At 54.6% G+C, this 14,020-nt stretch carries 12 protein-coding genes; 10 read left to right on the top strand and 2 right to left on the bottom strand.

Going from position 1 to position 14,020, the window contains the following annotated elements:
• Window positions 1-29: 29 nt before the first annotated feature.
• From Pcatena_RS06240 to Pcatena_RS06210, 7 genes are all read left to right on the top strand, one after another.
• Window positions 30-1,415, top strand: a complete 1,386-nt coding sequence (locus Pcatena_RS06240; RefSeq protein ID WP_198433390.1) for a PTS galactitol transporter subunit IIC — start codon at window positions 30-32, stop codon at window positions 1,413-1,415.
• A gap of 31 nt (window positions 1,416-1,446) precedes the next feature.
• Window positions 1,447-2,442 (top strand): NAD(P)-dependent oxidoreductase, encoded by a 996-nt coding sequence (locus tag Pcatena_RS06235; protein WP_126422625.1) that lies wholly within the window; start codon window positions 1,447-1,449, stop codon window positions 2,440-2,442.
• A gap of 56 nt (window positions 2,443-2,498) precedes the next feature.
• Complete coding sequence (locus Pcatena_RS06230; protein ID WP_068540838.1) at window positions 2,499-2,786, top strand: UxaA family hydrolase; 288 nt, start codon at window positions 2,499-2,501, stop codon at window positions 2,784-2,786.
• The gene (locus Pcatena_RS06225; RefSeq protein ID WP_068540200.1) at window positions 2,779-3,954 is read left to right on the top strand and encodes a UxaA family hydrolase; all 1,176 of its coding nucleotides are present in this window, start codon (window positions 2,779-2,781) and stop codon (window positions 3,952-3,954) included. The genes Pcatena_RS06230 and Pcatena_RS06225 overlap by 8 nt, the downstream gene beginning before the upstream one ends.
• A gap of 52 nt (window positions 3,955-4,006) precedes the next feature.
• The gene (locus tag Pcatena_RS06220) at window positions 4,007-5,098 is read left to right on the top strand and encodes an iron-containing alcohol dehydrogenase (protein ID WP_126422623.1); all 1,092 of its coding nucleotides are present in this window, start codon (window positions 4,007-4,009) and stop codon (window positions 5,096-5,098) included.
• A 122-nt stretch (window positions 5,099-5,220) separates the two neighbouring features.
• Window positions 5,221-6,201: a phosphoglycerate dehydrogenase gene (locus tag Pcatena_RS06215; protein WP_126422621.1), complete on the top strand. Its 981-nt coding sequence runs from the start codon at window positions 5,221-5,223 to the stop codon at window positions 6,199-6,201.
• Window positions 6,202-6,638: 437 nt separating this feature from the next.
• Window positions 6,639-7,310: a hypothetical protein gene (locus tag Pcatena_RS06210; protein WP_126422619.1), complete on the top strand. Its 672-nt coding sequence runs from the start codon at window positions 6,639-6,641 to the stop codon at window positions 7,308-7,310.
• A gap of 447 nt (window positions 7,311-7,757) precedes the next feature.
• Here the strand turns inward: Pcatena_RS06210 and Pcatena_RS06205 are convergent, their stop codons facing one another.
• Window positions 7,758-8,549, bottom strand: a complete 792-nt coding sequence (locus tag Pcatena_RS06205) for a glycosyltransferase family A protein (RefSeq protein ID WP_126422617.1) — start codon at window positions 8,547-8,549, stop codon at window positions 7,758-7,760.
• A 112-nt stretch (window positions 8,550-8,661) separates the two neighbouring features.
• On the opposite strand from Pcatena_RS06205, the gene Pcatena_RS06200 reads away from it, so the two are divergent.
• From Pcatena_RS06200 to Pcatena_RS06190, 3 genes are all read left to right on the top strand, one after another.
• Window positions 8,662-9,387, top strand: coding sequence for a glycosyltransferase family 2 protein (locus Pcatena_RS06200; RefSeq protein ID WP_126422615.1), 726 nt, complete (start codon window positions 8,662-8,664; stop codon window positions 9,385-9,387).
• 2 nt (window positions 9,388-9,389) lie between these two features.
• Window positions 9,390-9,719, top strand: a complete 330-nt coding sequence (locus tag Pcatena_RS06195) for a DUF2304 domain-containing protein (protein WP_126422613.1) — start codon at window positions 9,390-9,392, stop codon at window positions 9,717-9,719.
• 130 nt (window positions 9,720-9,849) lie between these two features.
• Window positions 9,850-11,907 carry a transglutaminase domain-containing protein gene (locus Pcatena_RS06190; protein ID WP_126422611.1) on the top strand — a complete coding sequence of 686 codons (2,058 nt, stop codon included), beginning with the start codon at window positions 9,850-9,852 and terminating at the stop codon, window positions 11,905-11,907.
• A 58-nt stretch (window positions 11,908-11,965) separates the two neighbouring features.
• Here the strand turns inward: Pcatena_RS06190 and Pcatena_RS06185 are convergent, their stop codons facing one another.
• The gene (locus tag Pcatena_RS06185) at window positions 11,966-13,966 is read right to left on the bottom strand and encodes a VgrG-related protein (protein WP_126422609.1); all 2,001 of its coding nucleotides are present in this window, start codon (window positions 13,964-13,966) and stop codon (window positions 11,966-11,968) included.
• Between the last annotated feature and the right edge of the window lie 54 nt (window positions 13,967-14,020).

Raw genomic sequence — 14,020 nt, 5'->3', positions numbered from 1 at the left:
AGTTTGAAAGGAAAGTGAGGTAAAGAGGCATGGACGCATTCCTGAATGGATTCATGACGGTGTTTAACGCCATCATGAACGCCGGAGTCTACGTGATGCTGCCTATCATCATCACGCTTCTCTCCCTGCTCTTTGGTCTGAAGCTGAGTAAGGCTTTTAAGGCCGGTGTTACGATTGCCATTGGCTTCGCAGGCATCAACCTTGTCGTTCAGCTTATGAAGGATCAGCTTGGCCCCGCGGCAAAGGCCATGGTTGATACCGTTGGTATTCAGCTCGATGTTCTCGACGTGGGATGGAGCGCTCTTGCGTCGGCCGCTTGGGCAAGCACCCTCGTTCCTGTTATCGTGCTCGAGGTTATTGCCATCAATATCGTGATGGTGGTTCTTAAGCTGACGGATACGATGGACATCGATATTTGGAACTACCACAGCATGCTTACCTGTGGTGGCCTGATCTTCTTCGTGACCGGCAACCCTGCATACGCTTTGATTGGCGTTGCCATCATGTCAATCATCACGTTCAAGTTCGCCGACTGGACGCAGCCCTTTGTGTCTCACTACTTTGGCATCCCCGGAGTTTCGCTGCCTCATGTGCCTGCTCAGAGCTCCCTTATCATTGCGGCTCCCCTGAACTGGCTCTTCGATAAGATTCCCGGTCTCAACAAAATCGATATCGATATGTCTGGCGTTCGCAAGTATCTCGGCTTCTTCGGTGAGCCCTGGATGCTTGGACTTATCCTCGGCTGCGTCATTGGTGCGCTTGCCGGCTATGATCCGGGTAAGATTTTCACCCTTGGTATTTACATGTCTGCCGTCATGGTGCTCATCCCCCGCATGACCCAGATCTTCGTTGAGGGCCTTATGCCCGTGTCCGAGGCGGCTGGCGAGTGGTGCCAGAAGCACTTCAACGGCCGAGAGCTTCACATTGGCCTTGACGCTGCCGTCATCGTCGGCGATGAGTCCGTCATTACGCTGACGCTGCTCATGACCCCCATCACCATTCTTCTTGCTGTGATTCTGCCTGGTAACCGCATGCTTCCGTTTGCCGACCTCGCGGTCATCACGTTCCGCATCTGCCTTATCCTGGCCATTTGCCGCGGCAACATGTTCCGCTCGCTCATCATCGGCACCGTTGTCATGGCATCGGTTCTCTACTGCGGAACTTGGTCTGCTGAGGCTATGACCGGCTTTGCTACGGCTACCGGTCTGAGCTTCGACTCTGGTCTCATCGGCTCCTTCTGCGGACCGTCCCTGCTTATGTCCTACATCATTTTCAAGGCCTGCACCACGAATCCTGTGGTCATCATCCCGATTATTCTCGTCGTTCTCGCTGCCGTTTGGTACATCGTCGAGAAGAAGGTTGGCATGAAGAAGGTCGAGGAGTACGCCGCCGCTTGCGACGACATGTTGGAATAGCACGGACCGATTGCATTTGAAAGGATGAGTCATGGGGCAGGATACGAGCGGTGTGAGCATTGCGATCACCAACACGAATTCTTTTGGCTATGCCATCCCCGAGCACATGGAGCGACTCGGGAAGCTCGGGCCCGTGAGGCGCGTAAGCGTGCCTGGCGACTGTCGGGGTAGGGAGCTCGCCGAGGCGGTTGGCGATGCGAATATCATCATCACTTCTGGAACGCCTCAGTTCGACAGGGAGTTCTTTGAGTGCAAGCCGGAGATGAAGCTCGTTGCTCGCGACGGTCTTGGTTTCAACAACGTTGACGTTGAGGCGGCGCGGGAGCGTGGATGCTTTGTCACAAAGGTCGAGAAGTCTGTGGAGCGAGAGGCCGTGGCCGAGTGCGCCGTTTGCGAAATGATTGATCTGATTCGCAAAATCTGGCTTGGCATTCGCGCGGCCGAATCTAACAGATGGCTTGACCGTGGCCAGTTCGTTGGATTTGAACTCCGTAACCGAACGGTTGGTATTGTTGGCTGCGGTAATATTGGCAGTCGCGTTGCGGAGATTCTCCACCATGGATTTGGTGCGCGAGTAATTGCCAACGATCCCGTGGCGGATGAGGCGTGGGCCCAGAAGAACGGCGTCGAGTATGTAGATCTGGACACGCTCGTTGCCGAGTCTGACGTCATTACGCTCCATGCAACCCTTAACCCAACGTCTTTCCACCTTGTTGATGAGAAGTTTCTTGCTGGAATAAAGCCGGGGACCTATCTCGTTAACACGGCGCGTGGCGACATACTCGACCAGTCTGCCGTAGTTGACGCGCTGACGAGCGGAAGGCTCGCGGGACTCGCAATCGACGCCACAAGCGTTGAGCCCCCTGCTTCCGACGATCCGTTCCTCAATAATCCCCGCGTTCTAATCACGCCGCATATCGGGGCCTATACGGTAGAGGCGCTGAAAGGTATGGGCGACATCTGTGTCGGCAATGCCGAGCTTGTGGCTAGGGGCGAGAGGCCAGAGCATATCGTCTGGGAAGAGTAAGAGTGGCGAGGGGCGGGCACCAATACCGCCCGCCCTTTTCTTTTGATCGGAGAGCCATGAATAAGCGCGCCTTGCTTATGAACGAGAAGGACAACGTCATCACGGTTATCGACGCCGTCCAGAGCGGTGACGTGATTACGGTTACGCGCAAGGACGGAACCGTCGTGGGCGACCTGAAGGCGCTCGAGGCGGCTGACCGCTATCACAAGCTGGCTTATTTGGATTTGGAGCCGGGCGATCTTGTAACTAAGTATGGCCAAACCATCGGGCGCGCCACTTGCGCAATTAGGCGTGGGGAGTATGTGCACGTCCACAACATCGAGAGCGTAAAGACCAATGATTAGCGGATTTGTTAGGCCTGACGGCAAGGTCGGAATTCGAAACAAGGTTCTAATCCTGTCAACTGTTGGCTGCGCAAACAACACTGTCAAGAGGATTGCCGCACAGGTCGAGGGGACGGTTGCTCTTCCCAACGTTAAGGGTTGCGGACAGATTGGCAAAGGCATCGATATCATGCGCCGCTGCCTTGCCAACGTTACCCAGAACCCGAATGTCTATGGCACGATCATTGTGGGCTTGGGCTGCGAGACGACTAAGCCGCACGAGCTGGCTGAGCATGTTCGTTCGCTTTCTGACAAGCCCGTGGAAGTGTTTACCATCCAGGAGCTTGGAGGTACGCCCAAGGCAATTGCCTACGGCGTTGCGCTCGCCCGGAAGATGGTTGCCGAGGCGGGGCTTGTGCCTCGCGTCCCTGTTGAGCCCTCCAAGATTGTTCTCGCTACCAATTGCGGTGGGTCTGACGCCACGAGTGGCCTCGCCGCCAATCCAACCGTTGGCGCCTGCTCTGACATCCTGATTTCCAAGGGCGGAACGGTGATGCTGGGAGAGACTACTGAGCTCATTGGTACCGAGCACCTGCTTGGCGAGCGTGCAAAGGACGATAAGGTCAGGAACGACATCTACACGATTGTTCAAGACCTCGAGCATCAATTTATTGCCAACGGTATTGACGTCCGTGGAGCAAACCCGACCCCGGGCAATATGAAGGGTGGCCTTTCTACTCTCGAGGAGAAGGCCCTCGGAGGCATCTCCAAGGGGGGATCAGGACCTATTAACCAGGTTGTTGGATATGGCGAGATCCCGTCTGAAAATGGCCTCGTCATTATGGATACGCCTGGATATGACATCGAGAGCGTGTCGGGCATGGCCGTTGGCGGTGCACAGGTCTGTATCTTTACGAGCGGACGCGGTAACCCCGTGGGCAATGCTCTCATTCCCGTGATTAAGGTTACGGGTAACCCCGAGACGTACGAATCGATGAAGGATAACACCGATCTTGATACCTCTGGTGTTATCGATGGCTCTGACACAATCGATTCTCTTGGCGAGAAGCTGTACGGCATTCTCGAAGATGTGTGCAACGGCATGCCCTGCAAGTCCGAGGCTTACGGGTTCGATGACTTTGCGGTCTATCACAACGAGGAGATTTGGTGTACCTGCGACCTTTCGTAGGACTTGATGGGCTGTCCGTCGCATTAACCGTTTCGTTTGCATGGAGGTTCTAATGGATTTGTCTTCGCGGGACTCGGCAATTAAGTTTGGTATGGGTCGGTACAGGCAGGCGTCAGGCCTGTTGGAGCAGCTTGGAGATGAGTTGTCTCGCTTTGGCAATAAGGCTCTTGTGATTGCTGGCGAGCGCTCATGGGGAGCTGTGAGAGACCGTCTTGTTCCCGTGTTTGAAGAGTCAAAAATCGAAACAAGCCTTGTGATCTGGAAGGGTGCCTGTTGCGCCGAGGGAGCCAGGGAACTCAGCGACAGGGCGGCAGAAATTGACGCAAAACAAATCATTGGCATTGGCGGCGGCAAGATAATCGATCTCGCTAAGGCTACTGCGGAGCTGGGTGGTGTTGGCGCAACGCTCATTCCCACCAACGTTGCCCAGTGCGCACCGGGGGCATGTACGAGCGTAATGTACACACCAGATGGAGCCAAGGATGTTACATGGCGCTATGGACATGAGGTCAACGGGTGCTACATAGATCTCGATGTGATTGCCCAATGTCCGCCCCGGTATCTTGCTGCCGGGATTGTCGATGCAATGGCCAAGAAGATCGAGATACTGAACGGCAGGCCAGACCTTGAGCTGGTGTCAACGGATATTGATTTATATACCGCGTATAACCTTGCGTGCTACACCTATGACGTTCTTGATAGCCGCTGGCAGCAGGCTATTGAGGACAACAGGGCTGGCCGGGTAACTAAGGCCCTGGAAGATGTTGTGTTTGCCGCGGTGCCCGTTACCGGCGTTATCTCTAACACTACGAGGGGATATAACCAAACTCAGATTGCCCATGTGATATATGACGGAGTGCGAACGCTCTTTACCGAAGAGGCGAAGCAATCTCTTCACGGGGAGATCGTTGCCGTTGGCCTGTTCTGCCAACTGTATTTCAATGGGCTTGAGAAAGAAGAGGATGGCCTGAAGAACATGCTGAGAAGCATGGAAATGCCGCTCACGCTTTCGGATTTGGGCATTGATCCCAAGGAGGAGAACCTCGAAGCGCTTGAGCGCTATATTGCTGGCTCGCGCCATTTCAATAGCGAGGACCCGATTGCTAGGAAGAGGCTTCACTGCGCGATGCTCGAAATGATTTAGTTGTCTGCAGCAAGGTGGCAAGATGGGGCCGGGCCAATCTGAGGAAATGGCCCGGCCCGATTTTTGCTGACCCGTTTTATACTTCTGTTCAAATTATTAATTCAAGAAGTAGAGTCTTGGAAATGCAAAACGCCTCCTTCAAAGTCGTCTCTTTCGCCGCAACGTTTGGCGTCTTTACGACGGAGCCAAAACAACGGCTTGAAGATGCCGGCTGCGAGGTAAAGATCATTAAGCATAGTCGCGTGCTGACCGATGCCGAGAAGATTGGCTGCGCAAGGGATGCCGATGCCGTCATTCTTGGCGGCAATGGCATGTCGAGACGCGTGATTAACGCCCTGCCAAAGCTGAAGGTCATTGCTCAGCACGGTCGTGGCATAGATGGCATTGACTACAAGGCGGCAACAGACAAGGGCGTCATGGTTGTTAACACCCCTGGGGTCAACATCGAGGAGACGGCTGATCTCACGTTTGGTCTCATCCTTGATCTTGAGCGGCACATTACCCAGATGAACAATGACCTCAAGGCAGGCGTCTGGGAAAAGCGCGCCGGGCATAGCCTATACGGCAAGACGATTGGCATCATTGGCGTGGGCGACATTGGCCTTGCCGTTGCGCGGCGTGCGATGGGCTTTGGCATGGATATCCTGGGCAACGACATTCGTCAGCGTCCCGATGCGGCAAAGACGGGGCTGATGTTCACGGGTTTGAACGATTTGCTTAAGCGAAGCGATATCGTGACTATTCATACGCCGCTTACTGCATCAACCACCAACCTGATTGGCGCCAAAGAGTTAAGGATGATGCGAGAAGACGCAATTCTTGTTAACACCTCGCGCTGGGGAATCATCAGAAAAGAAGCCCTGGAAAAGGCGTTGCAATCTGGCCAACTAATGGGATATGCGACCGATGTGCACGAGCAGGAGCCGGGGCCCGCTCCGTCATTTGCTGATTTGCCGAACGTCCTTGTTACGCCCCATGCCGGATCGGCTACGTACGAGACAAACCTGCGAATGGGCATGACGGTTGCCGACAACATCATTGCGGTCAAGAATGGCGTGACGCCACCAAATCTGGTCACACCTGTTTCATTGATATTTGGGTAGGGACGGGGCTGAGGTAATCGACCGAACGGTTGCGCTTAATGAGACGAGAGCGTTCGCGAGGCCACCGCTTAGGCTCCTAAGCCCAGAGGCTGCTGGTCTGTAATATATAGATGTCTGCAAACTATGGGGCCGTACCTTTGGATACGTTAATCGCTGTTATTAATTGTCTTGTTGCGGCGGCCGGCGTCTGTGTAGTTCGGCGTTTTGGCCCGTTCTCGCTCTCTTCGTACTGCGTTGAGGATGAATACGACTCGGAGGGCTCAAAGGAGAACATTAGCTATCGGATCCTTGCTCCATCCCTGTTTTGCATAGTCGTTGTTCTGTTGGCCAATGGGCTAATTGGTGCGCTGCACGGGGAGTTAGGCACGCTGGCGTCATTTGTCCCCACTCTTATGTACTGGGTAATACTGAGCACGATTAAGGCCTCGCACCATTAATTGTGGGATAGGGTTGGCCCCTATCTAATTGAAGCGTTCCTTTCCTGCCTGATCTCTTTCGCAGCGGATTGCTACGTTATCGGTGCCGTTGCCAAAGAAGGACTGGCGGTCTTCGACCAGTCGAGCATCGCATTTCAGCTCGAGGTTGCGTTATTCTGGGCTTTAGTTGGTGTGACAAGCACTCTCTTCTTGCGGAGAAGATATCGAGTTCGGGTGGGTGGCGCTGCGCCAGCTGGGCGGACTCGCGCCCGAAGCTATCGTTACTACACCGTCGGCACAGTTGATACCAGCGAGAAGAGGCTGGCTAGCTACGAGCAGCGGTTTGGGAAGAACCTGCCTGTCCGATACAAGCAAGATATATTGCTTCGGGCGCTCTTCTTCTCGATTATGGCGATAGAGGACTCTAACAGGCCAGAGGGCGTTCGTATGCTTGAACGAGTGCTCTGCAGGTTTGGCCTTGCCTCCACAACGGGAATCATGCAACAGAAGTCAACGCGTCCGCTTTCTGATGAAGAGAGCGTATTGCTGGCGGCAGACTATATCTGTGGAATGTGGAATGACTATCTAAAAGTGTTTGCAAAAAGTGATTCCACGACAGGGGATAGGAGCTGCATTTGCTTTACCGGCCAATACTATTCATTAATGCTGTTAGCAAGCTGGTATCGGTTTTAAACCCGAGCCTAAACTCCGTCTCGACTATTGTTGACGGGTTGAGAGCCGCTGATACCTGCGATGGCGTCTCGGAATAATGGTGGCCGTATAGCTCGGTCTCATCGCAAGGTGTTCTTAACGCAAGGCTGACCCGCTGGGTCGCGTGGGTCTCGTCGCCCACGTTGGCCCACAGCGCCTCGTCGTCGAGGCCGCACGTCGGATGGGCGTGAGTTGGCAGACCGTCAGCAAGTGGCTCGCCGGGTCCAACTCTTCGACTGACGTCGGCTGCGTAACGGGCGAACTGCGTGCCCATGGGCCGGTCACGCGCGTCAGGCACGGGCGCATTATGCATCCAGGCTGCTGCGGTGGAAATCCCGCGGGATGCTTTGCGCTCTTCTCCGGTGTACTGAGACTCTTTCCTGGACCTCAGCTTGGTCTGAGGCCTGCCCGGAGTTCTACATGCCTTGTCTACCCGTTGCTCTTCTGCCCCGCTGCGTAGAAATGATTGATGAACTTGGCAACGGGCTTGGGCCAGAAGAGGGAGAGCATGGCCAGGTCTTCCCTGGTTCTCGTGTTGTCCTTGATGAGGGCCGATGTCTCGGAACCGCCATGAATTCTGTGCCACATGAGAACCTCGGGGTCGTAGGCAAACGAGCCCTCCGTGCGCGAGAACTTCTCCCAAGCTTGCCAGTCGAGGTCAGACTTAAAACCTTCCACAAACATGGGCTTATTGAGGTTGGGCATGACGTAAGTTACGGCAGGGCAGCAGATGGGCGAACCAAGCGAGAGACAGCGTCTGCGGACTAGCCTCGAGCTGTTAAGCCGACCGCCTTCGAGGGGCTTAAGCAGCGTGCGCTTAATGTTAAGAAGCTTGTTGCTGGTAACCTTGCCCTCGGGGCGAAGCTCGCCATGGCCGGAGAAGAAGATGAGCGGTCTTGCCGAGCTGTTTACTTTGTCGAGCATTCGCTCCGTATAACGGAACTCGTAGAGATCATCCTGGTGGGCAATGGTGATGAGCGGGGTCTCGCAGTGTTCAATCGCGCAATTCCAGTCATGAGCAATTCCCGGTTTGCCCGAATTAATGAAGAGCTTGACACCGTACTTGCTTGCCGTGGAGGAGATGCTCTCGTTTGGCGTTGAGGTTGAGATGAGGATGTGCGACTTAGTCGTTTGGCTCAAGAGGGATTCGACGCACTCACCGAGATAGGGAGATTTTCCGTAGGTATAGAGGGCGAACGCGTGATCGGAAGCTGAGAACAAAGCGAACCTCCTTGAAAATGGAGGACTGAAGCGATGTTTTCAACACGGATTACGAACATCAGATTTAACTATACTTCAGAAGAATGAAGTCGATGCGAAACCGTGGAGCTACATGACATCTATTGAAACAACGAACGTTCCGAATCGGGCTGAGTCGCGTGTCCTTGCCATTGTCCCCGCGTATAACGAGGAGGAGTCGCTCGTCGCGACTATCGAAGAGCTTCAGCGAGTTGCTCCCGATATCGACTACGTTGTCGTCAACGATGGCTCGCGCGACGGTACGTTGGCTCTATGTAAGGCTAGCGGCTTCAACTATGTGAGTCATCCTACCAACCTTGGTCTTACGGGTGGCGTTCAGACAGGCATGAAGTATGCGCTTCGCCATGGTTACGACATGGCGATTCAGTTCGATGCGGACGGCCAGCATAATCCTGCCTACATTGCCTCGCTTGTTGCCGACATGGAGTCAACGGGCGCGGACATCGTCGTGGGTTCTCGCTTCGTGACCGAGGAGAAGCCAAAGAGTCTGCGCATGTTGGGCTCCAACCTCATCTCCGGCATGATCAAGCTCACCACGGGCAAGCGCATCATGGATCCCACCTCTGGTATGAGGCTCTACAATGCGCGCGCCGTCAAGCTGTTTGCCACCGAGGACTGGCTTTCACCAGAGCCCGATACCCTGGCCTGCCTCATTAGGAGGGGCTTCAAGGTCGACGAGGTGCAGGTGAGTATGCGCGAGCGTTCGGCGGGGGAGAGCTACCTCAATCTCTCGCGCTCGATTAGCTATATGGCCAACACCTGTATGTCAATCCTCTTCTCCCAGTGGTTTAGGAGCTAGCTATGACGGGAAACCTTCGCATTTTTCTTCTTATTGGTGCCGCGCTGCTTCTCGTTCTGGTGGCACGAAAGATCAAGAAGTCTCAGTTCGACACGCATGACACGTTCTTTTGGCTGGGGCTTTCGGCCCTGCTGATCCTTGCGGCGGCCTTTCCTCAGCTTGTGTATGTGATAGCTGACCTCCTAGGCTTTCAGTCGGCCTCGAACTTCGTGTTCCTTGCCGTTATCGCAATCCTGCTGTGGAGGCTGTTTAGGCTTCAGGAGAATGTCGTTACTCTTCGTAGAAAGCTGACGACGTTGGCGCAGGAGATTGCTCTTAAAGATATTAAATAGACGCCGAAACCGTTTGAGGACAAGAGCGCCGCTCGCGTCTTAAAACAACCTGATACGTGCTAATTTGAGGAGTGCCATTCCTGTCTAGGGGGTGGCACTCCTTATTTATATCTGGTTGGAAGAGGAACATATGAGAAAGCGACTCTTCGGGATAATTGCCGCTCTGTTTGTGGCAATTGCTGGGGTTTGCGCCTTTGCAAGTCCGGCGTTTGCTGGAGAAGGCGGCCATGCGCATGTCGAGTCAGAGACGGCAGGGGACATCACTCTTGCGGTCTCGTATAACGATCCCGTAGCGGGGCAGCCCTTGACACTCCACGTCTCAGCGAGCGGCGGGAGCGGCCAGTACAAGTACTACATGTCCGCGCCGTTTTATTTCGACACTGATGGAAGCTACGACTCTGTCATGGACCCGGCTCACATGCCTGGCTGTACGGGAGTTCAGGCCGAGACGGACTATCAGTTCACGCCGATGGCCTCTGGAGCCTACCAGTTCCAGTTCCAGGTCATGGACATGGCGAACACGGGCCTGTATCTTCGCAAGACCGTGTCTGTAAAGGTCTCCGATTCGAACTATCCTTCAGTCTCTAATCGTGTTGCCAAGGCCGTTGCGCAGTGCAATGCCGAGACCGATGGCTCCGAGTACGAGAAGGCTCTCTGGCTCCATGACTGGCTGCTTGAGCAGCTGGAATATGACAATTCCTTGACGTGGAGCAGCGCCGAGAGTGCGCTTTGCCGAGGGACGGGTACGTGCCAGGCGTATGAGGAGGCCTATTCCAAGCTTCTTGCGACTGCAGGCATCGAGAATGAGGAGACCCGCGATGCCGGTGACGGCCATACCTGGAACGCCGTGAAGATTGATGACGAGTGGTGCCAGGTCGATTGCACGTGGGATGACACGAGCGATAACTGGTATGGCTTTGACCAAAGGCATCTCTACTTTGGCCTGAACGATGATCTTATGGCCATTGCGCATGGCAAATGGAAGGGCTCGGATGGCTCCACGTATGGAGCCCACGAGACGACGCTTGCGAATAACTACTTCGTGCGTAACGGTGAGGCCCAGAAGTGGGCGGACGCCTATGCACCGGAGATTCAGCAGCATCTTGATGCGAAGGAGACCTCGTTTAGCGTTGCCGCTACAAATGCAAACGATTCAGAGAGTATCTCGGGAATCATCAACGGGATCGTGGCTAGCGAGCTCAATGAAATGAGGTGGGAAACGAGTTCCAGTGAAGTTGACGTTAGATTTGAAGCAAGTGCAGCTGCGTTTAGTGTAAGCGCGTCATATCGCCCCAAAGGCTTTACCTCGGGTCACCCCGGATGGAATCTAGATAACGGGACTTGGTATTATTGCGACTCTACCGGCCAGGCCTGTCGAGGATGGGCTTATGTCAATGGAAGCTGGTACTACCTCGACCTGTCGACCGGAGCCATGAAGACCGGATGGCTTGATGATGGTGGGGCTCGCTACTACCTCGACCCGTCTGGAGCGATGAAAACGGGCTGGCAGTCTGTCTCTGGGCAGTGGTTCTATCTCGAGCCGTCCGGCGCGATGGTCACCGGCTGGAAGTGGCTTGGGAATTGGTACTACTTGGGAGCCAGTGGGGCCATGGCTTCCGGATGGCTGGATCTCAATGGTGCTTGGTATTATCTGAACCAATCCGGAGCTATGCAGACTGGGTGGCTTTCATATTGCGGAAGCTGGTACTTCCTGGACTCTTCTGGTCTCATGCAGACTGGGTGGATTAGCACGGGTGGAGCCTGGTATCACATGGAAGGCTCCGGCGCTATGCAAACCGGCTGGCAGCTCGTTGGTGGCACGTGGTATTACTTCTTTGGCAATGGCTCGATGGCCAAGGGCTGGCAGGTTATCGGTGGCACCTGGTATTACTTCTACGACTCGGGGCCCATGGCTTCTAATGCTTGGGTGGGGAACTACTATCTTTCTGGCTCCGGGGCAATGGCGACCAATCAATGGATTGGGCCCTACTATGTAGGCTCTGACGGTGCCTGGATTCCGGGCTATGGGCAAGGACCTTATTATCGAGTTGGAAACAGCGATGTCTATCACAATCACTGGTGCAGGACCATGGGATCTGTATCGAACTATCAAACGTATCCGACGCTTCAATCGGTGCTAGCATCTGGCGCGAAGCGGCAGTGTAGAAACTGCGCTCAGATGGACTAAGACAAAGCGGCGGCGGATGGAGCTACATCCGCCGCCGCTTGCTTGAAAAGAGGACCGACTATGCCCCAGGTACCCAGCGCCCGCTGCTGTCAACGTAATAGGGACCTATCCACTGGCTTGTTGCCATGGCGCCGCTGGAAAGAAGGTAGTAGTTGCCAACCCAACGTGAAGATTGCATAGCGCCGCTGCCATCAAGGAAGTACCAGGTCTTCCCATCAAGGATCCAGCCCGTTTGCATGGCTCCTCCGTTGGGGGTGAGGTAATACCAAACTCCTCCGATGTACTGCCACCCAGTTTTCATGTCACCATTCGAGGGCTCTAGCCAATACCAGGCGTTGCCATCGAGGAGCCAGCCGGTGTCCATAGAGCCGGAAGAGGAGAGATGGTACCAGGTGCTCCCAAGGAGACACCAGCCTGTCTTCATGGCATAAGTTGATCTGTCAAGCCAATACCAAACACCTCCGACTCGCTGCCAGCCATTTACGAGCACGCCGGATTCTGATGCGAGATACCAAGTGCCATTTGCAAAACACCACCCCGCCTCTCCCATGCGACCGTCGCTATCAAACGCGTAAGCCGATGAACCGAAGGAGACGGTCCCGTTAATTGCAGCCTTGCCGCTCTGATCGAACCAATACCAATTGCCGCTTATCTGACGCCAGCCGGCTGCTCTTGAGCCGTTTTCCAGCCAGTACTTGGCCCCATCTCTCGTATCCCAGCCAGAGGAATACCCAATCCACGAGCCGCCGCTTGCGAAGTCTGACCAGAGCCCGTCGATAAGGGTCCTCGATGCGGTCATGGCGCCAGAAGAGGGGTTGAACCAGTACCAGGAGCTACCGATGATCTGCCATCCGGTGGCCATGACTCCAGAGCTGTTCAGCCAGTACCATGTTCCTCCAAGAAGTAGCCAACCCGTCTTCATGGCACCGGAAGAATCCAACCAGTACCAGTAGCCATCAACAAGGACCCATCCAGTTCTCATGGCGCCCGAATTGGGATCGAGGTAATACCAGGAGCCATTGACGTATGCCCAGCCCTTGGCTCTAACTCCTCCGGACACAGTCTCAAGGTACCAGGTTCCGCTTTCGTAAACCCATCGTCTGATTACGGAGAGGTAATGGGCCTTTTCATCCTTATAGCGATTCTGCCAACCCTGCCAGTACTCAGGCTGAGACGGATAGCGTCGGGCGACATTATTGATAACGTAATCGCAGAGCGTTTCAACAAATTGCCCATCATCCATAGCGCCGTTGACGCCGGAGTTCTTGATGAACCAATTGGCACCATAGTAGAGTCCGCGGGAAACGTAGGTGCTGCCCCCACCTTGCCCAAACAGATTTGCCATGCCCCATACGAGGCTCTTCACGCTGTCTGAGCGGTTGTCGATATTGATCCCCATTGCTCGCAGGCTTCCGCGAATGCCGACAGGTCCGTCAAAGTACTGCGTGTAGGCCCAATCATTTTGAAGTGCCGAGAACTCGCTGGAATCTGCGGCATAGGCGCCATGCCAGGCCTGATTGAGGTCATTGCCGAGTTGCGTGAAGGAGCCGCCACTACGCGTTTCACCGTCCACGTCCCAGTTATAGCGGCTCCCTATGATTGCAAGCGCTGAGTATTTAGACGGATTATAGTCATAGACTGCCTTTAGGAATGAACCAAGGTCATGGCGGTTGTCAAACTGGAAGTAGCCCATTGCATGGTATCCATCGCCCCAGCTAAGGCCCTGGTTATAGTTTTGCCCGCTCTCCCATTTGCAAAAGTAGAGCATCTCGGATGAAACGTACCGTGGCGAGACGGACTGGGTTTGCTCGCTATACAAAGCGATGTCAGAGCTGTCGTCCAGCGAATAGGTCTGGACATCATTATCTGATAAATCGTCCGGCTCGGCATTGGGGTCATCGGCCTCGCCGGCTTCAATAACCTCGCTGCGGTCGTGTGTCGTTCCATAGAGGTCAGATAGGGTGTCTGCCCTGGCGCTGACAGGGGCTGCAAGGAAGAGGGTAAGAACAAGCAGCGCTGGCAGGTGCTTGAGGAAAAAAGCAGCCTTACTATTCATCATTTGAGCTCCATTTCATAGCTGCGATTTTTACATTATAAGGGCCTGCCTAAACGA

Origin of the sequence: Parolsenella catena, from assembly GCF_003966955.1 — a bacterium.
GTDB lineage: Bacteria > Actinomycetota > Coriobacteriia > Coriobacteriales > Atopobiaceae > Parolsenella > Parolsenella catena.
Note: the sequence above shows the minus strand (reverse complement) of the source record. Positions and strands in the feature narration are given on the sequence as shown.

What these genes read in the sequence shown, in the direction of transcription:
- Pcatena_RS06215 (WP_126422621.1), top strand. Translation starts at nt 5,221, where the DNA reads ATGCAAAACGCCTCCTTCAAAGTCGTCTCTTTCGCCGCAACGTTTGGC.
- Pcatena_RS06230 (WP_068540838.1), top strand. Translation starts at nt 2,499, where the DNA reads ATGAATAAGCGCGCCTTGCTTATGAACGAGAAGGACAACGTCATCACG.
- Pcatena_RS06240 (WP_198433390.1), top strand. Translation starts at nt 30, where the DNA reads ATGGACGCATTCCTGAATGGATTCATGACGGTGTTTAACGCCATCATG.
- Pcatena_RS06190 (WP_126422611.1), top strand. Translation starts at nt 9,850, where the DNA reads ATGAGAAAGCGACTCTTCGGGATAATTGCCGCTCTGTTTGTGGCAATT.
- Pcatena_RS06220 (WP_126422623.1), top strand. Translation starts at nt 4,007, where the DNA reads ATGGATTTGTCTTCGCGGGACTCGGCAATTAAGTTTGGTATGGGTCGG.
- Pcatena_RS06195 (WP_126422613.1), top strand. Translation starts at nt 9,390, where the DNA reads ATGACGGGAAACCTTCGCATTTTTCTTCTTATTGGTGCCGCGCTGCTT.
- Pcatena_RS06185 (WP_126422609.1), bottom strand. Translation starts at nt 13,966, where the DNA reads ATGATGAATAGTAAGGCTGCTTTTTTCCTCAAGCACCTGCCAGCGCTG.
- Pcatena_RS06225 (WP_068540200.1), top strand. Translation starts at nt 2,779, where the DNA reads ATGATTAGCGGATTTGTTAGGCCTGACGGCAAGGTCGGAATTCGAAAC.
- Pcatena_RS06200 (WP_126422615.1), top strand. Translation starts at nt 8,662, where the DNA reads ATGACATCTATTGAAACAACGAACGTTCCGAATCGGGCTGAGTCGCGT.
- Pcatena_RS06235 (WP_126422625.1), top strand. Translation starts at nt 1,447, where the DNA reads ATGGGGCAGGATACGAGCGGTGTGAGCATTGCGATCACCAACACGAAT.